The sequence below is a fragment of the Pseudomonas berkeleyensis genome (genome assembly GCF_014109765.1).
GTDB classification, from domain to species: Bacteria; Pseudomonadota; Gammaproteobacteria; order Pseudomonadales; family Pseudomonadaceae; genus Aquipseudomonas; species Aquipseudomonas berkeleyensis.
Map to the genome: position 1 here is coordinate 5,567,862 of NZ_CP059139.1, position 24,318 is coordinate 5,592,179.

Annotated in this window: 23 protein-coding genes, 2 pseudogenes and 1 riboswitch; of the genes and pseudogenes, 8 read left to right on the top strand and 17 right to left on the bottom strand. The window is 65.2% G+C overall.

Features of this window, described 5'->3' with window-relative positions; all coding sequences use genetic code 11:
• Window positions 1-26 precede the first annotated feature (26 nt).
• Window positions 27-221, top strand: a riboswitch (cobalamin riboswitch).
• A gap of 95 nt (window positions 222-316) precedes the next feature.
• The 7 genes from cobG to HS968_RS25895 all read left to right on the top strand — a co-directional run bounded on the left by cobG (window position 317) and on the right by HS968_RS25895 (window position 7,263).
• Window positions 317-1,630: a precorrin-3B synthase gene (gene cobG, locus HS968_RS25865; protein ID WP_238338890.1), complete on the top strand. Its 1,314-nt coding sequence runs from the start codon at window positions 317-319 to the stop codon at window positions 1,628-1,630.
• Window positions 1,623-2,249 (top strand): precorrin-8X methylmutase, encoded by a 627-nt coding sequence (locus HS968_RS25870; protein ID WP_182369411.1) that lies wholly within the window; start codon window positions 1,623-1,625, stop codon window positions 2,247-2,249. The genes cobG and HS968_RS25870 overlap by 8 nt, the downstream gene beginning before the upstream one ends.
• The gene (locus HS968_RS25875; RefSeq protein WP_182369413.1) at window positions 2,246-2,989 is read left to right on the top strand and encodes a precorrin-2 C(20)-methyltransferase; all 744 of its coding nucleotides are present in this window, start codon (window positions 2,246-2,248) and stop codon (window positions 2,987-2,989) included. Before HS968_RS25870 ends, HS968_RS25875 begins: the two co-directional genes overlap by 4 nt.
• Window positions 2,990-3,123: 134 nt before the next feature.
• Window positions 3,124-4,782, top strand: a complete 1,659-nt coding sequence (gene cobJ / locus HS968_RS25880) for a precorrin-3B C(17)-methyltransferase (RefSeq protein ID WP_182369415.1) — start codon at window positions 3,124-3,126, stop codon at window positions 4,780-4,782.
• A gap of 116 nt (window positions 4,783-4,898) precedes the next feature.
• Window positions 4,899-5,672, top strand: coding sequence for a TylF/MycF/NovP-related O-methyltransferase (locus HS968_RS25885; RefSeq protein ID WP_182369417.1), 774 nt, complete (start codon window positions 4,899-4,901; stop codon window positions 5,670-5,672).
• A gap of 77 nt (window positions 5,673-5,749) precedes the next feature.
• On the top strand, window positions 5,750-6,589 hold the full coding sequence (locus HS968_RS25890; RefSeq protein ID WP_179623190.1) for an AraC family transcriptional regulator: 840 nt from the start codon (window positions 5,750-5,752) through the stop codon (window positions 6,587-6,589).
• Between the two features lie 77 nt (window positions 6,590-6,666).
• Window positions 6,667-7,263: a LysE family translocator gene (locus tag HS968_RS25895; RefSeq protein ID WP_182369419.1), complete on the top strand. Its 597-nt coding sequence runs from the start codon at window positions 6,667-6,669 to the stop codon at window positions 7,261-7,263.
• Between the two features lie 23 nt (window positions 7,264-7,286).
• On the opposite strand, the gene HS968_RS25900 is transcribed toward HS968_RS25895, so the two are convergent.
• Complete coding sequence (locus HS968_RS25900) at window positions 7,287-8,588, bottom strand: aspartate aminotransferase family protein (RefSeq protein WP_182369421.1); 1,302 nt, start codon at window positions 8,586-8,588, stop codon at window positions 7,287-7,289.
• 107 nt (window positions 8,589-8,695) lie between these two features.
• Here HS968_RS25900 and HS968_RS25905 point away from each other — a divergent pair, with 107 nt between their 5' ends.
• The gene (locus HS968_RS25905) at window positions 8,696-9,547 is read left to right on the top strand and encodes a LysR family transcriptional regulator (protein WP_182369423.1); all 852 of its coding nucleotides are present in this window, start codon (window positions 8,696-8,698) and stop codon (window positions 9,545-9,547) included.
• A gap of 8 nt (window positions 9,548-9,555) precedes the next feature.
• On the opposite strand, the pseudogene HS968_RS25910 reads toward HS968_RS25905, so the two are convergent.
• From HS968_RS25910 to HS968_RS25985, 16 genes and pseudogenes are all read right to left on the bottom strand, one after another.
• Window positions 9,556-9,735, bottom strand: a pseudogene (locus HS968_RS25910) (flavin reductase); the annotation flags it as partial.
• A 29-nt stretch (window positions 9,736-9,764) separates the two neighbouring features.
• Window positions 9,765-11,399, bottom strand: coding sequence for a methyl-accepting chemotaxis protein (locus tag HS968_RS25915; protein WP_182369425.1), 1,635 nt, complete (start codon window positions 11,397-11,399; stop codon window positions 9,765-9,767).
• A 126-nt stretch (window positions 11,400-11,525) separates the two neighbouring features.
• A complete protein-coding gene (locus HS968_RS25920) occupies window positions 11,526-12,515 on the bottom strand; it encodes a CDP-6-deoxy-delta-3,4-glucoseen reductase (RefSeq protein WP_238338891.1) in 990 nt (329 codons plus the stop codon).
• A 22-nt stretch (window positions 12,516-12,537) separates the two neighbouring features.
• On the bottom strand, window positions 12,538-12,978 hold the full coding sequence (locus HS968_RS25925) for a hotdog fold thioesterase (RefSeq protein ID WP_182369429.1): 441 nt from the start codon (window positions 12,976-12,978) through the stop codon (window positions 12,538-12,540).
• A 10-nt stretch (window positions 12,979-12,988) separates the two neighbouring features.
• Window positions 12,989-14,008: a 4-hydroxy-2-oxovalerate aldolase gene (gene dmpG, locus HS968_RS25930; RefSeq protein WP_182369431.1), complete on the bottom strand. Its 1,020-nt coding sequence runs from the start codon at window positions 14,006-14,008 to the stop codon at window positions 12,989-12,991.
• Window positions 14,005-14,946 carry an acetaldehyde dehydrogenase (acetylating) gene (locus tag HS968_RS25935; RefSeq protein WP_182369434.1) on the bottom strand — a complete coding sequence of 314 codons (942 nt, stop codon included), beginning with the start codon at window positions 14,944-14,946 and terminating at the stop codon, window positions 14,005-14,007. The genes dmpG and HS968_RS25935 overlap by 4 nt, the downstream gene beginning before the upstream one ends.
• Window positions 14,943-16,802: a feruloyl-CoA synthase gene (locus HS968_RS25940; RefSeq protein ID WP_182369435.1), complete on the bottom strand. Its 1,860-nt coding sequence runs from the start codon at window positions 16,800-16,802 to the stop codon at window positions 14,943-14,945. Before HS968_RS25940 ends, HS968_RS25935 begins: the two co-directional genes overlap by 4 nt.
• 241 nt (window positions 16,803-17,043) lie before the next feature.
• Entirely contained in the window at window positions 17,044-17,826 is a 783-nt protein-coding gene (locus HS968_RS25945; protein ID WP_182369437.1) for a 2-keto-4-pentenoate hydratase, read from the bottom strand.
• Window positions 17,827-17,843: 17 nt separating this feature from the next.
• Window positions 17,844-18,824: an NAD(P)H-dependent flavin oxidoreductase gene (locus HS968_RS25950; RefSeq protein ID WP_182369439.1), complete on the bottom strand. Its 981-nt coding sequence runs from the start codon at window positions 18,822-18,824 to the stop codon at window positions 17,844-17,846.
• Window positions 18,825-18,952: 128 nt separating this feature from the next.
• Entirely contained in the window at window positions 18,953-19,750 is a 798-nt protein-coding gene (gene hcaB / locus HS968_RS25955) for a 3-(cis-5,6-dihydroxycyclohexa-1,3-dien-1-yl)propanoate dehydrogenase (RefSeq protein WP_182369441.1), read from the bottom strand.
• A gap of 11 nt (window positions 19,751-19,761) precedes the next feature.
• Window positions 19,762-20,292 (bottom strand): 3-phenylpropionate/cinnamic acid dioxygenase subunit beta, encoded by a 531-nt coding sequence (locus HS968_RS25960; RefSeq protein WP_182369443.1) that lies wholly within the window; start codon window positions 20,290-20,292, stop codon window positions 19,762-19,764.
• A gap of 10 nt (window positions 20,293-20,302) precedes the next feature.
• Window positions 20,303-21,646 carry an aromatic ring-hydroxylating oxygenase subunit alpha gene (locus tag HS968_RS25965; protein ID WP_182369445.1) on the bottom strand — a complete coding sequence of 448 codons (1,344 nt, stop codon included), beginning with the start codon at window positions 21,644-21,646 and terminating at the stop codon, window positions 20,303-20,305.
• A 35-nt stretch (window positions 21,647-21,681) separates the two neighbouring features.
• Window positions 21,682-22,035 carry a non-heme iron oxygenase ferredoxin subunit gene (locus tag HS968_RS25970; RefSeq protein WP_182369448.1) on the bottom strand — a complete coding sequence of 118 codons (354 nt, stop codon included), beginning with the start codon at window positions 22,033-22,035 and terminating at the stop codon, window positions 21,682-21,684.
• A complete protein-coding gene (locus HS968_RS25975) occupies window positions 22,032-22,886 on the bottom strand; it encodes a DODA-type extradiol aromatic ring-opening family dioxygenase (protein WP_182369449.1) in 855 nt (284 codons plus the stop codon). The genes HS968_RS25970 and HS968_RS25975 overlap by 4 nt, the downstream gene beginning before the upstream one ends.
• A 172-nt stretch (window positions 22,887-23,058) precedes the next feature.
• A pseudogene (locus tag HS968_RS26880) lies at window positions 23,059-23,187 on the bottom strand (extradiol ring-cleavage dioxygenase); the annotation flags it as partial.
• Window positions 23,188-23,193: 6 nt separating this feature from the next.
• Window positions 23,194-24,009, bottom strand: a complete 816-nt coding sequence (locus HS968_RS25985) for an alpha/beta fold hydrolase (RefSeq protein WP_182369451.1) — start codon at window positions 24,007-24,009, stop codon at window positions 23,194-23,196.
• Window positions 24,010-24,318: the final 309 nt, after the last annotated feature.

A 24,318-nucleotide genomic window follows, 5' to 3' on the forward strand; every position in this document is an offset into this window, starting at 1 on the left:
CGTGTCGCGGCGCCGGGCAAAGCGGGCATAATACAGCCTTCGTCGGTGCCCTTGAGTCGATACGACTCTGCAACGGGCCTAAGAGGGAACACGGCTAAACCGTGGCTGCCCCCGCAACTGTAAACAGCGAGTCTGCTGCACCCACGCCACTGGATTTCCGGGAAGGCCGCAACAGACCAAGACCTGTCAGCCAGGAGACCTGCCGACGAACGCTGGTCGCGAGTGCCAACATCGGGCGGGGTGTACCGATGCCATGAAATCCCCTACGGGGAATTTCGCTGGTTCGGTCGCCGCGTCGTTATCCACAGGTGACCGTTTGAACGCCTCCATCCGCCCTTCCGCCTGCCCCGGCCTGCTGCGCATCGTGCCTGCGCTGGACGGTGGCATCTGCCGGGTCAAGCTGCCCGGCGGCGTGCTGCGCAGCACCCAGGCGCGGGCACTTGCCGAGGCGGCACGGCGCCATGCCAGCGGCGTGCTGGAGCTGACCAACCGCAGCAACCTGCAGATCCGTGGCGTGCTGCCCGGCCAGGAAGCACCGCTGATCGATGCCCTGCTCGACGCCGAGCTCGGCCCGCGAGTGGCCGCCGCCGACGATGTACGCAACCTGATGCTCAGTCCCGCCGCCGGCCTCGACCCGCAGGCACGGATGAACGTGCGTCCGTTGGCCAACCAATTGCTCGATCTGCTGCAGGACACCCCGGCGCTGCATGCCCTGTCACCCAAGTTCGCCCTGCAACTGGACGGCGGCGAAGCCCTGGCCATGCGCGAACATCCCCATGACCTGTGGCTGGCTGCCGAAGACGACCAGCACCTGCTGCTGGGCCTGGCCGGCTGCCCCGGTGACGAACCACTGGCTCGCATTGAGGCAACGCAGGCGCTCGACGTGGTGCGCGAATTCCTGTTGCTGTTCCTCGAACAGGCCACACCCGAACAGTCGCGCATGCGCCAGTTGCTGGCACACATCGCCCCTGACGACCTGCTGCAACACCTGCAAGCTCGACTGGATTTCCCTCTGCAACCGGCACCGGCCAATTGGCGGCCCAGCGCGACGCTCATGCGCCCACCGGCAGGTATTTATCCACAAGCACAGAGAGGCCTGTGCATGGTCGCAGCTGGCGCCCAGCTGGGCCGTCTGCATGCCGAGCAACTCCTCGCCCTCGCCGATCTGAGCGAGCGACATGGCGACAGCGAGCTGCGCCTGACCCCCTGGCAAGGCGTGCTGCTGGGCAATGTGGCGGAGGAACAGGCCGACGAAGTGCTGGCCGCTCTGGGCGAACTGGGCCTGTTGAACCATGCCGACGAACCGCTTCTCGGCCTGGTCGCCTGCACCGGTTCGGCGGCCTGCGCCCGCGGTCTGGCCGACAGCAAGCACCACGCCCTGCACCTGGCCGACCTGCTGCGCGAAAGCGGCGCCCGCCCGCAAGTGCACCTCAGCGCCTGCCCACGCAGTTGCGCCAGCGCTCGCGTGCAGCCCTATACCCTGCTCGCCAGCACTCCCGACCACTATCAGCTCTATCGACGCACACCCGAGGCGCCCGGTTTCGGTCGTCTGCTGGTGCCGGCCATGACCATCGACGAGGCCGGCGCCTGGTTCGCCCGCCAACACCCCGCAGGAACCCCCGATGCTTGATTACATCCGCGACGGCCAGGAAATCTACCGCCGCTCCTTCGCCACCATCCGCGCCGAAGCCAACCTCGAAGGCATACCCGCCGACCTGGAAAAACTCGCCGTGCGGGTGATCCACGCCTGCGGCATGGTCGACGTGGTCGAGGATCTGCGCTTCTCCCCCGGTGCTGGCGCCGCTGGCCGCGCCGCCCTGCTGGCCGGCGCGCCGATCCTCTGCGATGCGCGCATGGTCGCCGAAGGCATCACCCGCCCGCGCCTGCCGGCGAACAACGCGGTGATCTGCACCCTGCACGACGCCGGCGTACCGGAGCTGGCCCGCGAAGTCGGCAACACCCGCTCGGCGGTGGCCCTGGAACATTGGCGTGAACATCTGGAAGGCAGCGTAGTGGTGATCGGCAATGCCCCCACCGCCCTGTTCTACCTGCTGGAAATGCTCGACGCCGGCGCGCCGAAACCGGCATTGATCGTCGGCATGCCGGTGGGTTTTATCGGCGCGGCAGAATCCAAGGACGCCCTGGCCGCAGACAGCCGCGGCGTGCCCTACGTGATCGTCCGTGGTCGCCGTGGCGGCAGCGCCATGGCGGTGGCCGCGGTCAACGCACTCGCCTCGGAGGTGGAATGATGGCTGGCCGTCTGCTTGGTCTGGGCGTCGGCCCCGGCGACCCCGAGCTGCTTACCCTCAAGGCTCTGCGCCTGCTGAAGTCGGCGCCAGTGGTGGCCTACTTCGTGGCCAAGGCCAAGCACAACGCCGGCCACGGCGGTAACGCCTTCGGCATCATCGAAGAGCACCTGGACGCGGCCCAGCAGCGCCTGCCGCTGGTCTACCCGGTGACCACCGAGAAACTCGCCCCGCCGCTGAGCTACGAAGATGTGATCGCCGATTTCTACGACACCTGCGCGCAGCAGATCGCCCAGTTGCTCGATGCCGGGCAGGACGTGGCGGTGATCTGCGAGGGCGACCCGTTCTTCTATGGCTCCTACATGTACCTGCACGACCGTCTGGCCGAACGCTACGACGTCGAGGTGGTGCCCGGCGTGTGCTCGATGCTCGGCTGCGCCTCGGTGCTCGGCACGCCGCTGGTGTATCGCAACCAGAGCTTGAGCGTGCTCTCCGGCGTGCTGCCGGAAGACGAACTGGAACAACGCCTGCGCGATGCCGAAGCGGCGGTGGTGATGAAGCTCGGGCGCAACTTCGACAAGGTGCGCCGCGTGCTGCGCAAGCTCGGTCTGGACGACCGCGCCCACTACGTCGAACGCGCCACCATGGCCAGCCAGAAGATCGTGCCGCTGGACGAGGTAGAGCCGATGGATTCGCCGTATTTCTCGATGATTCTGGTGCCCGGCCAGAAATGGCGGGGCTAATCCCGTAGGGCGGGTGCAACCCGCCGACAGCGAACCGGCGGGTTATACCCGCCCTACCCGTCACAAGGCCGTAGCCCGGATGAAATCCGGGAACCCCATTCCCCGGATTGCATCCGGGCTACAGGATTTACCGCATGAACATCGTCATCCTCGGCGCCAGCGCGCTGGCCACTGCACAACGCCTCAAGGCACTTTATCCACAGGCCGTGATCCATGGTCTGCGAGGCCGTGCTGATGGCGCCGAGCGCCACTACGACGAGTTCGGCGAGCACCTGCGCGCCCTCTACCGCGCTGACCAGCCGCTGGTGGTGCTGTGCGCCGCCGGTATCGTTATCCGCAGCCTCGCCGCGCTGCTGGCGGAAAAAGGCGCTGAACCGCCGGTGCTCGCCCTGGCCGAAGACGGCAGCGCCGTGGTGCCGCTGCTTGGCGGCCTGGCCGGGGTCAACCGCCTAGCCCGCGAGATCGCCGCGCACCTGGGCGTCACACCGGCCATCACCACCAGTGGCGAGCTGCGCTTCGGCACCTGCCTGCTGGAGCCACCGGCCGGCTACGCCCTGGCCGACCTGCAGCAGGGCAAGCGCTTCGTCAGCGACCTGCTCGGCGGCGAGACGGTACGCATCGAAGGCCAGGCGCCCTGGCTGGAAGCGGCACAACTGCCTGTGGATAACGCCGCCAGCCGGATTATCCATATCACCCCCGAGACCCGCCCGGCGCAGCCCGATGAACTGCTGATCCATCCGCGCAGCGTCGCCGTGCTGATCGACCGCCCCAGCGCCGACCTGCCGGCTCGACTGCAGCAAGCACTGAGCACCACCAACCTGGCACCACAAGCGCTGGCCTGCCTGCTCGCGGAGAAAAGCTGGATGGCCAACACCGAGCTGCACGCCGCCGCAGCCGAGTTGAAGCTGCCACTGCGCTTTATCCATAGCACTTCCGAACTGCCGCCCGAGCACCATGCCGGCGACGGCCTGCACCTGCTGCTGAGTGAACAACCGCTGGATATCGAACGCCTTGGCCAACGCCGTGGCCGTCTCAGCGTGGTCGGCCTCGGCCCTGGCGCCGCCGAGCACATGACCCCCGCCGTACGCCGTGCCCTGGACGAGGCCGAAGACCTGCTCGGCTACGACACCTATGTGAAGATGGCCGGCCCGCTGCGCGCCGATCAATGCCTGCATCCCAGCGACAACCGCGAGGAGCTGCAGCGCGCCGCCCACGCCTTCGAACTGGCCGCCAGCGGCCGCCGGGTGGTGATGATCTCCTCCGGCGATCCCGGCGTGTTCGCCATGGCCGCCGCCGTGATGGAGGCCCTGGAAAGCCCGCAGAGCGAGGCCTGGCAAGGCGTCGAGCTGGAGGTACTGCCGGGCGTCTCCGCCGCTCTGGCCACCGCCGCCAAGGCCGGCGCGCCGCTGGGTCATGACTTCTGCCTGATCTCGCTATCGGACAACCTCAAGCCCTGGGCGGTGATCGAGAAACGCCTGGAGCACGCTGCCCTGGCCGACCTGGCCATGGCCTTCTATAACCCGATCTCCAAATCCCGCCCCTGGCAACTCGGCCGCGCGCTCGACTTGCTGCACCAACACCGCGCGCCGGAAACCCTGGTGGTGCTCGGCCGCGATATCGGCCGCCCTGCCGAGGCGCTACGCAGCCTCACCCTCGGCGAGCTGACACCGGAGATGGTCGACATGCGCACCCTGGTGATCATCGGCTCCAGCCAGACCCGCCGCTTCCCCCGCGCCGATGGTGGTGAGTGGGTGTATACGCCGCGCTGGTATCCGGCACTCACTACCGACTAAGGCAAAATCACATCATAGAGCTGGTGCTGCTGCAGCCACTCCATTAACGTACCGCCGGTTCGAGGCCTGGATACTTGTCCGTGGTCTCACTACATGGATATGCCTTGGAGAGGCGAATGGCGATCAATTGGTTATCGCGGCTGCGTTTTCTGTTCAACAAGGCCACAGGCCGCATCGATAGCAAACTCAATCTCGACGATATCGAGCGCTATTGGAATTACCCACGCACGGGCGATGCCTACCTGGAGGCCTACCAGCACTCCCGGCGCCTCACCGCCTCCAGCGACGACCTGGCCAAGCAGATGCGCTTTCATACGCTGATGCAGGCAGTGCAGCGCGTAGCCAACGGGCAGGTCACCGGCGATATTGCCGAGTGTGGCTGCTGGAGAGGGCACTCCAGCCACATGATCGCCAGCGCGCTGGCTACCAGCGCCTGGTCGGGCCGTTTCCTGATCTTCGACAGTTTCGAGGGCGGCCTTTCCGACAAGACCGCGCAGGATCGCACGCAACTGGGTGATACCAGCCCGGAAGAAACGCTCAAGCAAAAACTCCTGTTTTCATCCAATCAGGAGGCAGTGGCCAATGTCCTCAGCCCGTTTGACTTCGTCGAGCTGCACAAGGGCTGGATTCCCGAGGTTTTCGAGCAGGCAGCGGATCTCGCTTCACGCCGCTTCGCCCTCGTGCACATCGATGTTGACCTGTACGCCCCGATCCTGGCTTCCTTGCGCTTTTTCGGCCCGCGCATGAGCGAGGGTGGCGTCATCGTGGTCGACGACTATGCCGCCAGTCATTTCCCAGGCGCCACGACCGCTGTCGAAGAATTCATCGCCGAGTACCCACCCAAGCTGGCCCTGGCCGGACAGACCGGCGGCATGCTGTTGCTGTACTAGCCCAGCACAAACCTTCTAGCCCTGCTCGGCGAACGCGCTAAGCTCAGGCGTTCACAAGCAGTGACAGGCAACAGGCGATGAACGCGCAATCATGGGTCGACCTCAAGCAGGATGCCGATACCGGCATCGAGGTGATCCGTGCGCATTTCGAGGGCCACGCCTACGATCCGCATTGGCATGACAGCTACCTGATCGGCTTCACCGAACAGGGTGTGCAGCAGTTCCATTGCCGCCGCGCGCTGTTCAGTAGCGTCCCCGGGCAGACCTTCTTCCTCGAGCCCGGCGATATTCACGACGGCCACGCGCCGACGCCGGGCGGTTTCACCTACTCCACGCTCTACCTTGAGCCAGCCTGGCTGGAAAAGGCATTGCCAGCGCTGTTCGAACAGGCACCCGCCGACTGCCTACCCGGCGTGCCGCGCACCCAGCCGGACGACCCCGGATTACTGCCATGTATCGCCAACGCCCTGCAGGCGCTGCGCGACGGTGAACCACGCATGGTGCGCGACGCCGCGCTGGATACACTGCTGGAACGCATCTCGCGCAGTCTGCACTGGCGCCAGCGCCTGTCGGGCAACCCACAGATCGCCAGTGTGGCCCTGCGTGCTCGCGACTACCTGCATGCTCACTTTCACGAAAACATCGGCCTCGACGAACTGGCGCAGGTCTGCGGCGTCGACCGCTTCCGGCTGAGCCGTGCCTTCAAGGCAGCCTTCGGCATCGCCCCGCATGGCTACCTGATCCAGCTGCGTCTGGTACGCGCGCGGCGCCTGCTGGCCATCGGCACGTCACCCGCGGATGTCGCCAGCGACCTGGGTTTTGCCGACCAGAGCCACCTGGGCCGCTGGTTCCGCCGCGCCAACGGCCTCACCCCGGGCGCCTACCGCAACCTCTGCACAAAGCTTCAAGACCACTGACCGAGCGAGCCGGACAATCGCGCCATAACCCATATGGAGCGACGCCCAATGCCTTTCACCACCTGCCGGGCCCAGCCATGAACCAGTGGCTGCCCTTTATCCTGTTCGCTTCGGTGGCGTCGATCACCCCCGGCCCGACCAACCTGCTGATCCTCGGCAGCGCCGCACGCTTCGGGCTGCCTGTTGCGCTGGCCATCGCCCTTGGTGCCTGCGTCGGCGCCAGCCTCATGCTGCTGGTGATCGGCCTCGGCCTGGGCGAACTGCTGCTACGTACCCCCCTGCTGCAAACGGCGATGACCTGGGCCGGCGTCGCCTGGATCAGCTGGATGGCCTGCAAGCTGATGCGCCGCGATGCGGCCGGTATCGACGACAAGCCCATCGACCGGCGCCAGGGCTTCATCCACGGTGCCGGCCTGCAACTGGTCAACCCCAAGACCTGGCTGATGACCGTCTCGGTCACGGCGATCTTCCTTGGCGGCGACGCCTCATTCGCCGCCGTGACGGCCTATGCCGCGCTGTTCCTGCTGGTGTCCACGCCATGCCTGCTGGTCTGGGGGCTGCTCGGCGTGGGCGGCGCACACCTGTTGCGACAGCCCGCCAGGCTGCTGCTGTTCAACCGGGCCATGGCGTTGTTGCTGCTGGCTTCGGTGTGGCTGCCGCTGCTACTGCGCTGAGCGATCGAGTGTTCAACAACCCACTAGATCGAACGCTCGATTGCCTGCTCCAGCAAGCCGAGCCCGAGGTCAATTTCCGCCTCACTGACCGTTAGCGGCGGGGCGATGCGGAACACTCCACCCATACCCGGCAACTGCACGATGTTCATGCTCAGGCCCAGGTTCATGCATTCGCGGGTAATCTTCGCACCGAGGCCATCGGCCGGCTCCTTGGTCACCCGATCCTTGACCACTTCCATTCCCAGCAGCAGGCCACGGCCACGTACGTCACCGATACATTCGAAGCGCTCCTGCAGACGCAGCAGGCCGTTGCGCAGACGCTCACCCATCAGGTTGGCTCGCGCCACCAGGCCGTCACGCTCGACCACCTCGAGCACTTTCAGGCCCACCGCAGCGGGCAGCGGATCGGAGACGTGGGTGGTGTAGAACAGGTAGCCCAGCTCATGGGCACGCTCCTCGATCGCCGCCGAGGTCAGCACTGCCGCCAACGGCAGGCCAGCGCCCAGCGTCTTGGACAGGGTGAGGATGTCCGGCGTAACGCCTTCACGCTCGCAGGCAAACATCAGCCCGGTGCGGCCGACGCCGGTCTGTGCCTCGTCGAGGATCAGCAGCATGCCGCGCTCCTCACACTTGCGCTTGAGCGCCGCCATATAGCCCGGCGGTAGTTCGATGATGCCGCCGGAACTGAGAATCGGCTCGGCGATGAAGGCCGCCAGGTTGCCGCTGGACTGGCGGTCGATCAAGTCGAAGTTGTAATCCAGCTCGGCCAGGTAGTCATACTCGCCATGACGCTCGAAGCGCGGGCGGTAGGGGAATGGCGCAGGGATAGCAAAGGAGCCCACCGCTGCGGGCCCGACGCCGCGTCGTCCGGCGCTGTAAGTGGCGGACGCGGCGCCACCGGTCATGCCGTGCCAGGACTGGGCAAAGCCGACGATCTCGTACTTGCCGGTGACCAGCTTGGCCATGCGGATCGCCGCCTCGTTGGATTCCGCCCCGGTGCTCAACAGCAGCGCACGATCCAGCCCGGCCGGGGTGACCTCCGCCAGTTTGCTGGCCAGATCGACCACCGGACGCGACAGCATGCCGCTGAACAGATGATCTAGCCGACCGGCGTATTCAGCGATAACCGCCGCTACTTCAGGGTGGCTGTGGCCGAGCACGGCGCTCATCTGTCCGGAGGTGAAATCGAGGATGGCGCGATCATCAGCGTCATAGACGAAGCAACCCTGAGCACGCTCGATGATCATCGGCTCGAAGGTGCCGCCGTAGCGGATCAGGTGATTGCGTGCGTTGCGCCAGAAGGCCGGATCATCGTTGCGGGACATGGGCACTCTCCTAAAAGGACATGAAGGCAGTGCTTGCAGTCTAGGCATCCGGCCTGATTTCATGGAAACGAATAGTTCTTATACAAGATAGAAGCGAGACGAATAACTTGAGCCTGTCCCTCGACATCGATCTGCTGCGTTCCTTCGTCGCTATCTCCGAGGCACGCTCCCTCAGCCGCGCGGCCAGCCGCGTCGGGCGTACCCAGTCAGCGCTGAGCCAGCAACTCAAGCGTCTGGAAGAAATCGTCGAACAACCGCTGTTCCAGCGCACCGGCCGCGGCGTGCTGCTCACCGCTCATGGCGAGCGTCTGCTGACACATGCCCAGCGCATTCTGCGCCTGCACGACGAGGCCATGGCCGATCTGTCCGCCAAGGGGCTGTCCGGCACCATCCGCTTCGGCTGTCCGGACGACTATGCCGCCGTATTCCTGCCCTACCTGCTGCGCCAGTTCGCCAGCCAGCACCCCAGCGTGCTGGTCGAGGTAATCTGCGCGCCCACACCACGACTGCTGCAGCAATGGGACAAACATGCACTGGATCTGGCCCTGATCTCCCTGCCGGACGGTGCACCGGACGAGACCATCATTCGCCGCGAGCCGCTGGTATGGGTCGGCTGTCCCGGCACCGAAACCGCAGATTTCGACCCGCTGCCATTGGCGCTGTCGAGCCCCGATACCCTGGATCACCTGGCCGCCCGCGCCAGCCTCGACCGTGCCGGCCGGGGTTATCGCATCGCCTATGCCAGCGACAGCCTGGCCGGCCTGACCGCACTGGTGCGCTCAGGCCAGGCCATCGCCGTACTCACACGTACCGCCGTACCGGCTGACCTGTGCATTCTCGACACCACGGCAACGCTACCGGCGCTGCCGAGCGTCGGGATCAGCCTGAAACTGGGCCGCAGCACACCGTTGAGCGAAGCCTTCGCAGAGCACACCCGGCGCAGCCTGCCGCTGCTCTGATCGACGCCTCACTGAGAACTCTTCAGCGCCTCGCCAATCGCGTAGTAGTGCCCGCCCGCCACGTGATGCAGGCTGCGCAGGCTCAGGTCGGCCGTCTCGAAATGCCAGCGACCGTCGCGGAATACGCGCTCGTCGGCCCAGGCCGCGATCACCTCGCCGTGGTCGAGTCTCTGCTGGCCGTGATGCTCGGCGTAGCACTGCGGCGGGCGCGCTAGGTTCAGATGATCACCAGCCCCACCTGTTCTTCGAGCTGCCGCGCCAGGGCTCGCAGTTGTTCGCAGGATTGCCGCGTGCGCTGGATCGCCTGGCCGTTGTTGGACGAAGCGCTGTGGATGCGGGTGATGCTGCGATTGATCTCGTCGGCAGTAGCGGCCTGCTGCTCAGCCGCGCTGGCGATCTGGAAGGTCATCTGGCTGACGGTACCCGCCGAGGCACTGAGCAGTTCCAGCACCTCACCAGCGCGGCCGGATGCCCGTACCGGCTGCTGCGCGGCCTCGACGGTGGCCCCGAGGCGCCCTGCTGCCCGCGCCGCGCCGGACTGCAGGCGCTCGACGATCTGCTGGATCTCCAGAGTCGATTGCTGGGTTCGCATGGCCAGGGTGCGCACCTCATCGGCGACCACGGCGAAGCCACGGCCATGTTCGCCGGCACGCGCCGCCTCGATAGCGGCATTGAGTGCCAGCAGGTTGGTCTGCTCGGCGATGGCGGTGATCACGTCCAGCACCCGTCCCACGCTGCCGGAGTCGATGGCCAGTTGATCCACCGCCTGGCGACTCGACTCCAGCTCATCGACCAGCTCGCGAATCGAACCGACGGTATCGCGTACCGCGCCGCTGCCCGCACCGGCCTGGCGTTCGGCATCCTGAGTGGCACTGGCGGCGACGCTGGCGTTGTGCGCGACCTCCTGCACGGTGGCGACCATCTGGGTCATCGCCGCCACCACGCTGTCGGTTTCCTGCTGCTGCGCAGCCATGCTGCTTTCTGCGGCCTCGGTTACCTCGCCGAGGTCATCACCGGCACGTGAGATCGACTGGCTGGCCAGTGCCATGCTGCTGGTCACCTGGTGGGCAGCGTCGACCAGGCGGTTGAAGCTGTGCGCCACCTGGGTCAGTTCGTCGTTGCCATCAGTGGGTAGACGCAAGGTCAGGTCGGTCTGCCCCTGGGTCGCCCGTGACAGTGCCGAGACCGTGTCGTTGAGCGGGCGGATGATGCTGTGGATCAGCAGCCAGGCGAACAGCGCCATGACGATCAGCGCCAGCAACGCGACCACGCCCGGCGCCAGCAGCACACGGTTGACCACCTGGCTGACGTCCTGCGGGTGGATACCGCTGGCCAGCACCCAGCCCCAGGGTTGGAATAGACGCACTTCGGACACCTTGAATTCCGGCGCGCTGGAGCCGGCACGCGGGAACCAGTAGTCGACGATCGCACTGCCCTTGCTGCGTGCGCCCTCGATCATGTCCTGAGCGAACAGCTTGCCGTTGACATCCTTGAAACCCTCGACCTGCTTACCGACCAGCGCAGGTGCGGTTGGGTGCATGACCATCCGGTAGTCCAGGTTGAGGATCAGCAGGTAGTTGTCGCCCAGATAGCGAATGGTACTAACCACATCGGCTGCCTGGCGCTGCGCCTCTTCGCGGCTCAGATGACCATCGCGCACCTGCCGCTCATAGTGCGCCAGCAGGTTGCTCGCGGTATCCAGCGCGGTACCGACGCCGGACATCTTTTCCTGCAGCAGGTTGCGCTGCAGCACCGAGCCCAACCACAGGCTCAGGCAGAGGATGAACAGCACCACGCTGCCGGTCAGCAGCAGGATGCGGGTACGGATACGCAGATTTCTCAAGCTGAGCATGATCGGAGTTGGCCTCGATTTATTGTTGTTCTGCCAGATGACGCACCACGCAAGGCGTACAGCCGCCCAACACGGCGAGCGTTATCTGCTCGCCGAGCGGGTCTCGTTCAGGAACCTGGCGGCCAGCTAGACGAAGGCGTCGGCGAAGAAGTTGTCCACCGGTAGGCCGAGCTGCTCGACGTAATCGCGCCGCGCCGAATCGACCACGATGGGCGCGCCGCAGGCATACACCTCGAACTCGCGCAGCGAGCGGAAATCCTTGAGCACCTGCTGATGGACGAAGCCGGTCGCACCCTGCCAGTCGCATGTCTCGCTGGCATCGGACAACACCGGCGTGTAGCTGAGCCAGGGCAGTTCGGCGGCCCATTGCAGCAGTTGTTCGTGACGATACAGATCCTCGCGCCGACGACCGCCCCAGTAGAGGTAGACCGGTCGCGTATTGCCCTGCTCGCGCAGTTGCTCGAGCAGCGCTTGGATCGGCGCGAAGCCGGTGCCGCTGGCGAGGAAGATCATCGGCGCAGCGGTGTCGCGCAGGAAGAAGGAGCCGAACGGCCCTTCCATGCGCAGCATCGCCTTGGGTTGCAGACCGTTGAAGACGAAGCCACTGAACACCCCGCCCGGCATATGGCGGATATGCAACTCCAGCTGGTTGTCACGCAGCGCGGCCGTGGCCATCGAGTAGCTGCGCCGCGAGCCGTCCTTGAGCAGGAACTGCACGTACTGCCCTGGCAGGTAACGGAAGGTACTGCCCGGTGGCAAGGCCACGCGCAACACCATCACATCGTGGCTGACCTTCTCCAGCGCCATCACCCGTCCAGCCGTCTGCTGGATGCTGATGCCACGCAGCTCGGTGACTTCCGGAGCGTCGATGACCAGATCGGACTTGGCCCGCGCGCAGCAGAACAGTGCCAGCCCCTGCTCACGCTCCGCCGCGCTGAGCACGTCCAGCGGGCTGTCGCCATGATCGACTTCCCCGGATACCAGCCGGCCCTTGCAACTGCCGCAGGTGCCCTCGCGGCAACTGTGCTTGAGCATCAGGCCATCGGCCAGGGCACCATCGAGGATGCTCAGGTTTTCCGCCAGCTCGAAGCGCTGGCCGGAGGGTTGAATCTTCACTGCATAACTCATGAGCCTGCCCTCAATACCGGTTGGCGCCTTCCAGCACCGCCATGGTCACGCGCGACAGGCAGACCAGACCGCCCTGCTCGTTCTCGATGCGCACTTCCCAGACCTGCACCTTGCGCCCCAGCGAGGCGGGCTTGGCCGTGCCATACACGACGCTACCGCCCATGGCCGGGCGCACGTGGTTGCCATTGATATCCAGCCCCACGCAGTGATGCGTGGCACTGTCCAGCACGAAGGCGCCGGCCCAGGAGGCCAGGGTTTCGGCAAAGGCGATGGAGGCGCCGCCATGCAGCACGCCGGCCGGATTGGCGGTGCGCTCGTCCACCGGCATGCGGCCCTTGAGGTAGTCCGCGCCGGCTTCCAACAGCTCGATGCCGAGGTTGCCGTTGAGGGTGCGGGCGTTACGCCGGTTGCAGTATTCAAGGGGGAACTCGCCCCCGAACCATATCGACATGACCGTCTCCTCAGGCTTGCCGGCGGGCGGCGAGCAGATCCAGCGCCACGTCGACGATCATGTCCTCCTGGCCGCCGACCATACGCCGCTTGCCCAGCTCGACGAGGATATCCAGGGTCTTCAGCCCGTACTTCTGCGCCGCCACTTCAGCATGACGGAGGAAGCTGGAATACACACCGGCATACCCCAGGCCGAGGGTTTCCCGGTCGACCCGCACCGGACGATCCTGCAGCGGGCGCACCAGATCGTCGGCGGCGTCCATCAGCTTGTAGAGGTCGGTGCCGTGGTTCCAGCCCAGGCGTTCGGCGGCGGCGATGAACACCTCCAGCGGCGCGTTACCGGCACCGGCGCCCATCCCGGCCAGGCTGGCGTCGACGCGATCACAGCCCTCTTCCACCGCGACGATGGAGTTGGCCACGCCCAGGCTGAGGTTGTGGTGGGCATGCATACCGGTCTGGGTCTCGGGGTTCAGCGTGGCCTTGAACGCGCGCATGCGCTCGCGGATGTCGTTCATGTTCATGGCGCCGCCGGAGTCGGCCATGTAGATGCACTGCGCGCCGTAGCTCTCCATCAGCTTGCCCTGCTCGGCGAGTTTTTCCGCCGGGATCATATGGCTCATCATCAGAAAGCCCACGGTGTCCATGCCCAGACTGCGCGCATATTCGATGTGCTGTTTCGACACATCCGCCTCGGTGCAGTGGGTGGCCACGCGCACGGTACGCGCACCGGCATCGTAGGCGGCCTTGAGGTCGTGCACGGTGCCGATGCCCGGCAGCAACAGCACGGCGATGCGCGCGTGCTCGATGACGTCGGCCGCCGCTTCGATCCACTCCAGATCGCTGTGGGCACCGAAGCCATAGTTGAAACTGGAACCCTGCAGACCGTCACCGTGAGTGACTTCGATGGAGTCGACCCTGGCCTGATCCAGCGCACGGGCGATGTCCTGCACGTTCTGGATCGAGTACTGGTGGCGGATCGCGTGGCTGCCGTCGCGCAGGGTCACGTCGGAGATAAAGAGTTTCTTGCTCATGCCGAGGCTCCCATCGACTGCGCCATGCGCTCGGCGGTGGCCAGCGCGGCGGAGGTCATGATGTCGAGGTTGCCGGCGTAGGCCGGCAGGTAATGGGCGGCGCCTTCCACTTCGAGGAAGATCGAGGTCTTCAGGCCGCTGAAGCGACCGTGGCCGGGAATGTTCAAAGGCGCGGATTCGGGGATCACGTCGAACTGCACCTGCTGCTTGAGGCGATAGCCCGGCACATAGGCCTGCACGGCGGCGGCCATTTCCTCGACGCTGGCGGCGATCTGCGCCTGGTCGGCGGCTTCGCTGAGCACGAACACGGTGTCGCGCATCATCAGCGGCGGCTCGGCCGGGTTCATGATGATGATTGCCTTGCCCTTGGCCGCACCGCCGATCACTTCGATGGCCTTGGAGGTGGTCTCGGTGAATTCGTCGATATTGGCGCGGGTACCGGGGCCGGCGGACTTGCTGGCGATCGAGGCGATGATCTCGGCGTAGTGCACCTTGGCCACGCGCGATACAGCCGCCACCATCGGGATGGTCGCCTGGCCGCCGCAGGTGACCATGTTGACGTTGAGCTGGCTCAGGTTCTGCTCAAGATTCACCACCGGCACGCAGTACGGGCCGATGGCTGCCGGCGTCAGGTCGATCAGGCGGATACCCGGCTTGATGCCGCGCAGGAAGGCGTCGTTCTTCACGTGGGCGCCGGCGCTGGTGGCATCGAAGACGAAGTCGATATCGGCGAACACCGACAGGCGGGTCAGACCCTCGACCCCTTCATGGGTGGTCGCCACGCCCAGGCGCGCTGCACGGGCCAGGCCATCGGAGGCCGGATCGATGCCGACCATCGCGCCCATTTCCAGGTGCTTGGCGTTGCGCATCACCTTGATCATCAGGTCGGTGCCGATATTGCCCGAGCCGACGATGGCGACTTTCAGTTTCTTGCTCATGCGGGTTCTCCATAGGCTTCAGCCAACAGAATCACGGCAGGGTCGAGAGAGTCGGCGTACAGCCGCTTGACCTGCTCGGCACGCAGGCTCAGGGCCGTGCGCTGGTTGATGTAGCCCTTGTCGGTGATCTCGCCGGCTTCCAGGCTCGGTGGCGTATCGAGGATCAGCGCGCGGAAGGCATGCTGCGATGAAGCCGGACACTCCTTGGCCAATGCCTGCAGGCCGGCGCACAGGGCCAGGCGCACTTCCGGCAGCAACGCCAGTTCATCGGCGCTCATGCTTGCGCCAGCGGCGCCGGCCAGCTCACGCAGGGCCGGGCCGGGGTAGATCAGCGCGCCGATCATTTCCTGGTCATGGCCGCAGATCACGCAGTCCGTGGCATAGGGCGCCAGGGCGCTGACCAGCTTGGGCCGCAGGGTGCCGACCGACACCCAGGTACCGCTGCTGAGCTTGAAGTCCTCGGTGACCCGGCCATCGAACTGGATACCCAGCTCGGGCCGTTCGGGATCGACCAGGCGCCCGGCATCGCCGATGCAGTAGAAGCCTTCGGCATCGAAGGCCTCGGCAGTTTTCTCCGGCGCGCCCAGGTATTCGCGAAACACCGACGGGCCGCGCACGCGCATCTCGTGCTTGTCGCCGGAAGGCACGAACTTGATCTCCGTGCCCGGCACCGGCAAACCGATGGTGCCGGGGCGATCGATCAGGTAATGCACGCTGGTCAGCACCGGCGAGGTCTCGGTCGCGCCCCATTCGCTGGCGAAAAACAGCGGCTCGCTGCGTACCGTGCGGCCACAGGCGACCAACCGATCCCAGGTGCTGCCCGGAAGCGAAGCCGCCGCATAGAACAGCAGCTCCAGACGGCCGAACAGGGCCTGGGCCAACGCCTCGTCACGCTCCAGATAGGGCAGCAACGCGTCGTAACCACGCGGCACGTTGAAGTACAGGGTCGGCTTGACCAGCTTGATGTTCTCGATGCTGCGCTCGATCAGCCCCGGCACCGGACGGCCATCGTCGATATACAGGCTGCCGCCGTTGCGCAGCACCAGATTGAAGTTGTGGTTGGCGCCGAACACGTGGCTCCACGGCAACCAGTCGAGCACCACCACCGGCACCTGTTCGAGGAACGGCCAGCACTGGGCGATGGCCTGCTGGTTGGCGCAGAGCATGCCGTGGCTGTTGATCACCGCCTTGGGCGTGCCGGTCGAGCCCGAGGTCATCAGGTAGCGCGCCGGGGTGTCGCCGGTGATTCGGGCGAAGGCCTCCATCACCGCAGGCGTCTCGGTCTTGTACAGCTGCGCCAGCGACCAGGCGCCGGGGTATTCCTGGGCGTTGCGCGCGGCCACCACCAGGCAGTCGGGTTTGACCAGTTGCAGCGCACGGTAATAGGTATCGCCGTCGCTGACGAAGATCACGGCCGGGTCGAGTACCTCGATGATCGCCTTGAGCTTGCTGCAGCCGTCCCCCGTGCTGCGTGAATAGGCCACCGAGGTGGTCGCCACGGGAATGCCGACGTGCATCGCGGCCAGGCTCAGCAGCGCCTGGTCGACGTCGATATCGGACAGGTTGAGCAGCGGACGACCGGCGGGAATGTCCAGGTCGAGCAGGCCCTGGGCCAGGCTGCCGACACGCTGGCGCACCTCGCGGTAGGTCATGCGGTGCCAGCCGCCATTGTGCCGCTCGGCCAGATAGACCTGATCCGGGCGCTCGCGCGCCCAGCGCTCCAGCCATTCGCCGATGCAGCGCGCGTAGGGTTGCAGGGGTTGCGGCGAACGCAGGACGAATTCGCCATTGTCACGGGGTTCGAAAATCACCTCGGCAGGGGCCAGCCGCGCCGCAAGGTTCGGGAAATCGGTCATATCCAGGTGCCTCGTGAGTCGGCGCGGGCGCCGCTCATACGGTTGTTCTTGTATGACCCCCTTCACGATCTGCTGCGCGTCGGCCCTGCTTCGTTGAAACCAAGCTCGGAATGCTCATTTACAACTCGTAAACTCCGCTTCCTCGCTTGCTTTCGCCTTGCATGGCTCTAGCTCGCTAGCCCGTGAAGGGGCTCAAAGCACTTATTGGTTTGGGCCTGACGGCCCTGCACGCACGCTCGGGTCAGATAAACCGGCAGCTCACCTCGCCCAGTCGAGTCAAACGCAGGCGCAGGCTGTCGCCGGCCACCACCGGCGTCATCGGCCCCAGCGCGCCGGACAGCAGCACATCGCCGGCGCGCAACGGCTGGCCCAGTTCGGCCATGGTGCGCGCCAGCCACAGGCAGGCATTCAGCGGGTTGCCCAGGCAGGCCGCACCGAGACCGACCGAGGCCTGCACGCCGTTCTTCTCCAGCAGCATGCCTTCGAGGGTCAGATCGAGGCCGTCCAGCTTCACCGGCTGATCGCCGAGCACGTAGAGGCCCGAGGAGGCGTTGTCGGCGACGGTGTCGACCAGGGTGATCTTCCAGTCCTCGATGGCCGAGTCGACGATCTCCAGCGCCGGCAGCAGGTAGTCGACCGCGCTGATCAGCTCGCCCAGGGTGGTGTCGGCATGCGGCAGGTCACGACCAAGGACGAAGGCGATCTCGCCCTCGGCCTTCGGCTGGATCAGCCGTGCGGTCGGCACATCCTGACCGTGGCGGTATTCCATGTCGGCGAACAGCATGCCGAAGTCCGGCTGGTCGACGCCCAATTGCTGCTGCACGGCCAGCGAGGTGAGGCCGATCTTGCAGCCGCTGAGGCGGCGCCCGGCATCCAGCGCCGCGCGGGTGTTGATGGCCTGCACGGCATAGGCGTCCTGCAGGCTGACGATGTCGAAACGCTCGGACACACGCCCGCAGGGTTGTCGGTTCTGGCGCGCCTGGGCCAGTGCGGCGGCGGCGGATTGCAGATGGGGTTGGCTCATGATCGGTGCACTCCTGTTCAACGACGGTTGTGGCCCAGCGGGCGGTCGAGGCTGGCGCGATAACCATCGACCAGCTCGCTGACGAGTTCGCCGACACTGCACGGGTGGGTGATCTGGCCCACGCCCTGGCCAGCAGACCAGACGTGCTTCCAGGCCTTGTTGGCGCTGGCGATGTTGCCGGAGAAATCGACACCGGCCTTGCTCTCGCCAGAGGGGTCGATGCCGGCCTTCTCGAGCGACGGACGCATCCAGTTGGCCAGCACACCGCTGACCGCCTTGGTCACGACCACGTCGTCCATGCTGCAATCGACCAGCATCTGTCGGTAGTCGTCCTCGACCAGGCTTTCGCGGGTGACAACCAGACGCGTGCCGACCACCGCGAAGTCGTAACCGAGCACCTGGGCGGCATGCACGTCGCGACCATTGGAAATGGCCCCGGCAACACCCAGTGGACCGTCCCAGAAGCGTCGAACTTCATCGACGAAGGCGAACGGGTTATTGGTGCCGGTATGCCCGCCAGCGCCGTTGCACACCAGGATCAGCGCATCGACACCGGCATCGGCAGCCTTGCGCGCCATGGCCGGGGTGATCACGTCGGCCATCACCACACCGCCATAGGCGTGCACGTCTTCAAGCACCCGCTTGGGGCTGCCCAGGGCGGTGGAAACGATCGGTGGCTGGAAGCGTTTCACCAGTTCCAGCTCGGCGGCGAAGCGGTCATAGGTGCTGTGCACGATCATGTTCAGCATCCACGGCGCCAGCGTTGTACCAGCCGCCTGGGCCTGCTCACGCTCGGCGCTGATCTGCTCCAGCCACTGCTCGAGGATTTCCACCGTACGGGCGTTGGGCGCCGGCATGCTGCCGATGATGCCGGCGTGGCAGCAGGCGCTCAGCAGTTGCGGGCCGGAGACCAGGAACATCGGCGCCGCCAGCACAGGTACGGGCAACGCAGCGAACAGCTCCAGCACCTTGTGCTGGGAAGGAGTATGCGCACTCATCGGCAATGACTCTTTTATGTTTGTTGTTATCGGTAACGCGTTGTTAGGTTTTCCACATCTGTAGGAGCGGATTTATCCGCGAAGCCTTTTCGCGGCTGAAGCCGCTCCTACATAAGGCCTTTCCCTGTCTAGCGGCCACCTGCGCTGCGGATTTCCCAGCCACCATCACTGTGAATGATGTGCGCGGTGGTCAACGACGAATCCTTGCGCGAAGCCAGCAGCACGTAATGGCCGGTGTGATCCTCCGGCTCGGCGATGCGCTGCAGCGGCACCGCACGCGCGGCGGCCTCCTCGAAACCGGGAATGGCATTGAGTGGCTGACTGCGCTTGTTCAGCCCTTCGAGGCTCTTCATCGGCGTATTGGTGGCGCCCGGCGCGACGCCGTTGACGCGAATATCCGGCGCCAGCTCGTAGGCCAACTGGCGGATCATGCCGACCAGTGCGTGCTTGGCGGTGACGTAGAGAATGCCGCCGCCACCGGCGTAGAAGGCGCTGTTGGACAGGGTGAAGATCATGCTGCCGCGCGTCTCACGCAAAGCGTCGGTGGCGCAGCGCGCGCCGAGCAGATAGCCCTGCACGTTGATCGCGAACAGGCGCTGGAAGGCCTGCTCCAGCTCCTCCGGGGCGATGCGGTCGAGACGGGTGAAATAGTCGAATACCGCCGCGTTGCCGACGAAGGTATCCAGCTTGCCGAAAGCCTCCAGCGTCTGCGCCACGGCGCGCTGGTTATCGGCCAGGCTGGAGACGTCCCCCTGGATCACCACGACGGCATCGCCCAGCTCAGTCTGCAGCGCATCGAGCTGCTCACGGTTGCGCGCCATCACCCCGACGCGCGCCCCTTCCTGCACGTAGCGGCGCACGATGGCGCTGCCGATGCCACCGGTACCGCCGGTGATCAGGGCCACCTGCCCTTCTAGCCAACCCATGACGCGCTCCTTCAGAGAAAGGTGTTGATGTTCTTGCACAGCAACATCGCATTGGGGATGAGGATCTTGCGCTTGAGCAGCTTCAGCCCGTCCGCCTCACGGCGGATGACGTCCTCGCGCCGCCCGCTGATCTGGTGCTGTTCGTCCAGGCCACGGCTGCGCACGTTGATGAAGCAGGAGTGGACGATATATTCGTCCGCCTCGGCGCCAGCGAAGACCTCGATATTGGTAACCAGATGCACGTTGCGCGTCGGCGGATTCTCGGCCCAGGCCGACGGCTGCTTGAAACGCGCCACACGCCGCTGCAACTCGCGCAGGCCGTCGTCGAAATAGGCCATGTGCTCAAGGCGGTATGGCCCGGAGCGATCCTCGCGGCGACGGTTCTCGATGCCCGGCATCCAGTAGTGGATGGCCTCGGAAAGGCCCGCCAGCCAGTCATCCCAGCGCTCGTCATCGAGCAGGCGTGCTTCACGCAGGAGGAACGCCTCGACTTCGCGGGCCTGTTCGAACGGCACCGGCAGTTCACGATCGATATCGGTCATGGCATTCACCTCAGCGCATCTTGCCGTTGCGATCCGGCACATCCGCCCAGGTCGGCGACTGCAGCAGATCCTTCCAGCGCTGATAGAAGGCGCGGGCGTTGCATTCGTTGAGCTGGCCACGGAACACGTTGCCGGGCAGCTCGCTGTCGTCGATGCGCGTGTGCATGCCCAGGCCGACGTACAGGTCCTGGTAGCGCGTGACCATGCCGCGGCTGGTCTTGGTGCAGTATTCCCAGTTCTCGCCGTCGTCCATCTCGAATACGCCGGTGGGCGAGAAGGTCATCATCGCGCCGCGACGCCACTTGTCCTTGATCTCCTGCGGGGCGTTCTTGTTGACGATCACCCAGGTGTACAGGTCAATCTTGTCCGGCCCGCGTGGCTGCCAGACGCGCACGGTGTTCTGCCCCGGCAGGAAGGAGAAGTTGGGGAACACGGTGAACGAGGAAATCGCCCCGATCAGCTTGGAGCGGAACTCGCCCAAACGCTCGGCCACCTTCGGCCGCAGGGTATGCAGGTACTTGTTGATCTCGCGCTCGCCGAGGGTCGCGGCGTTGCCCACCACATCGGTGGCGAACTCGTAGCCGTGGCCGTTCCAGTTCACCGAATAGGATTCCGGCAGCTCGCCGACATTGGTCACCGGCCCGCCGAGCATGGCCTTGGCTGCCGAATCGTGCGTCCAGCCGCCGTGGAGGATGTCACCGACGAAGTTCTCGGCGGCGATCTTCCAGTTGCACTCGATGGTCGAACGAATGCAGCCGCCGAAGAACTCGCTGCCGCCCTCGTCCATGTCGAGCATCACGTCCAGGTACCAGGTCATCGGCCCCAGGTATTCCTCCAGTGTCGGCGCATCCTCGGCAAAGGTGGCGAACACCAGGCCCTTGTAACTGGCCACACGTGCCTGACGCAGGCCATGCTGGGACTTGTCGAAACCGCTTTCCTCGTAGCACTTGGATTCGTGCATGCCCATCAACCGGCCGCCATCGGCGCCGAACGACCAACCGTGGTAGTTACAGATGAAACCGCGCGCGTTACCCGCCTCGGCGAAGCACACCTTGTTGCCACGGTGCGGGCAGGCATTGAGCATGACGCGGATCGAGGCATCCTTCTGCCGCACCACCAGCACCTCGTCCTCGCCCATGGTGGTGGTCAGGTAGTCACCGGCCTTGGGCAGTTGCGACTCATGGGCGACGAACAGCCAGCAGCGGGCGAAGACTTTCTCCAGCTCCTGCTCGTAGATGTCCTTGTCCCAGAAGATCTTGCCGGACATCCGGCCCGACTCCATGTCGCAGATACGGTCGAGGTTCTTCAGCGGCTCGCTGGTTTCGATCGGCCGGAGTTTGATGATCTCGTTCATGGCGCTCACACGATTGTTCTTGTTTTAGGGGGAACTCAAATGGGGCTGGCGGCGGCCAGCTCGGCCTCTTCCGACTCGGCCGAGGTATCGGCGAATACCTCCTTGTCGGTGGTGATGATCCGGTAGGTGCGTACCGCCCGCTCGCAGGGGAAGGTCACCGCCTGGCCGCTGGGAATATGGAACTGCCCCCAGTGCACCGGGCAGGTGATCAGGTCACCTTCCATATCGCCTTCGGCCAGCGAGGCGGTGGCATGGGTGCACATGTCGGCGGTGGCGTAGAACTTGCCGTCGAGGTTGTACACGCAGATGTCGCCGGCATCGCCACCGGCGACCTTCTTCAAGGTGCCCGGTTCGAGCTCGTCACGATTGCAAAGGAATACCTGGCTCATCGGGCTATCTCCTGGGCATGCAGTTGCAGGAAGCCGAGGCCGGTCACCCAAGCTGGCACCGGCTCGTAGGCGATCACTTCGCCACGGGCATTGGGCACGGCCGCCATGGCCAGGGCGAAGTTGCGGATTTCCATGGCGCCATTGCCGCCACGCTCGAGAATGTCCTCGTCGCGGTAGGCGCACAGCGCTTCCAGATCACCCTCGATGCCCAGCGCCAGCACTTCGCGGTCGAAGTCCTCGCTGACCCGGCCCATGTCGTGGGTGCCGACGCGATGGCTGATGCCGCCACTGCCGATCACCACCACGCGCTCGTCTTCGGCGAAGCTCTCGACGGCGGCGCGGATCTGCCGACCGAGGTCGGCGGCGCGACGGAAACTGATGTAAGGGTCGACACCGCAGGCCAGGTACACCGGAATGCTCGGCAGCTCGCGGCCCAGGCGCTGTTCGGCGACCTGGACGATCAACTGATGCGGGATGGCGAAGGAGTGATCCATGGTGAAGCTGCGCGCCACCGTCCAGTCGACGTCCTGCTGTTCACCCTGCTCGACGATGTGATTGGCCAGTTGCTCCTGATTCTTCACTACCCGCCGCGGCAGGCCCGGCAGGCGATCGATCGGCCCGTCGACGTCGCCGGTACCGATCAGGTAGCGCGGCAGGCAATGGGTGCCGAACAGGATGTAGTGGTCGCAGCCGACGATGATCACCGAGGTGGCATCCAGCTCAGCCAGGCGCTCACCGCACTGACGATAGGCATCCCAGACGATGTCGCGCTGCGCCTGCGGCGGTGCTTCGGGGGCGACGAACATCACCGGGTCGTGTGGCACCCAGAAACCACCAACGATCTTGCCCATGGCCCTACCCCTTCAATGCCGCGGAGAAACCCGCGCTGTGTTCATCGGTCGCCCCGAGCAAAGCCTTGTATTGCTTCATGCTGCGAGTGGGCGACAACTCCTGCCAGAACCCCATGGTCAGCATCGGGTTGACCCCGATGCGCTGCAGAGCGGCAACGTCGAAACCGGCGACCATTTCCACCTCGTCCTCGCTCAGGGCGAAGCGGGCAAGGAACTGGCGCGGGTCTTCACGAAACCTGTCCTTGGCGGCGCGCTCGACGGACAACTGCCAGAGCACGCGTTCCAGCGTATTGCGGCTCATGACCCATCACTCCGAGAGGAAGTCGCGCACCAGCGCAACGAAACGACGCGGCTGCTCGGCCTGCACCCAGTGGCCGCAACGACCGAACAGATGCAGGTCGGCGTCCGGCACGCTGTTGGCGATCAGCAGCCCGCATTGCGGCGGCACCACACGGTCTTCGCGACCATGCACCACCAGGGTTGGCGCGGTGATCTTGGCCAACGCGGCAGCCGGGAACCCCTTGACGATGGTTTCGCCATCCGGGTTCGGCTGTGGGATCAGCTTGCGCAGCGCCGCCTGCGCGCCCGGCCGGGCCGAGGCCTCGTAGCGGCTCTGCACCAGCTCGGGGGTAATCAGCGCCTGGTCGTAGGGGAACAGAGCCATCAGCTCGCGCATGTTGTCCAGCGACGGTTCGTATTCCCAGGCGCCGCGCAGGCCGGCGGTCTGCACGAACTCACCGGCCGGAGTGCCGAGCAGCACCAGGCGCTTGACCCGCTCAGGGGCGAACACCGCCAGGCCGATGGCCAAAGCGCCACCGAAGGAATTGCCGACGAAGGAGGCCTTGTCGATGTCGAGCGCATCCATGATGTCGACGAGATGGGCGACCCACAGCTTGATGTCGTATTTGACGTCGTCCTTGAGTTCAGTGAAGCCGAAACCGGCGATGTCCGGAACGATCACCCGCCACTTGTCGGAGAAGGCCGGCATGCTCCGCGCCCAGTTGCTCCACCCGGAAACCCCGGGACCCGAGCCGTGCAGCAGAAACAGCGCCTCACCCTGCCCAGCCTCGTGATAGTTGGTCTTGTGCCCAGCCGCAACCAGACTCCTGCCGATACCGTCCATCCTGCCTCCACGATTCTTGTGATTGTTAGAATACAGATGTGTATGTGCATGTTAGGGAGGCAAAATAATTCCGTCAACACTCTTCGATGCACTGCAGCAAGTCTCCGTAGCCCGCATAAATGCTTGCATACAGGGTATAATCAGGAAATATGCGGGCTACACGGCTGTTCGCCAACCGTCGAGTGATCGTCAAAACAAACCTACAGACTTGTATTTTCATGGCAATTCACGCGCACAAAAACCGCTCATCGAGGTGTCGCCAGGACGCTGGAGATTTTCAGGAAGATGACATGCATCAATGCATGTGAG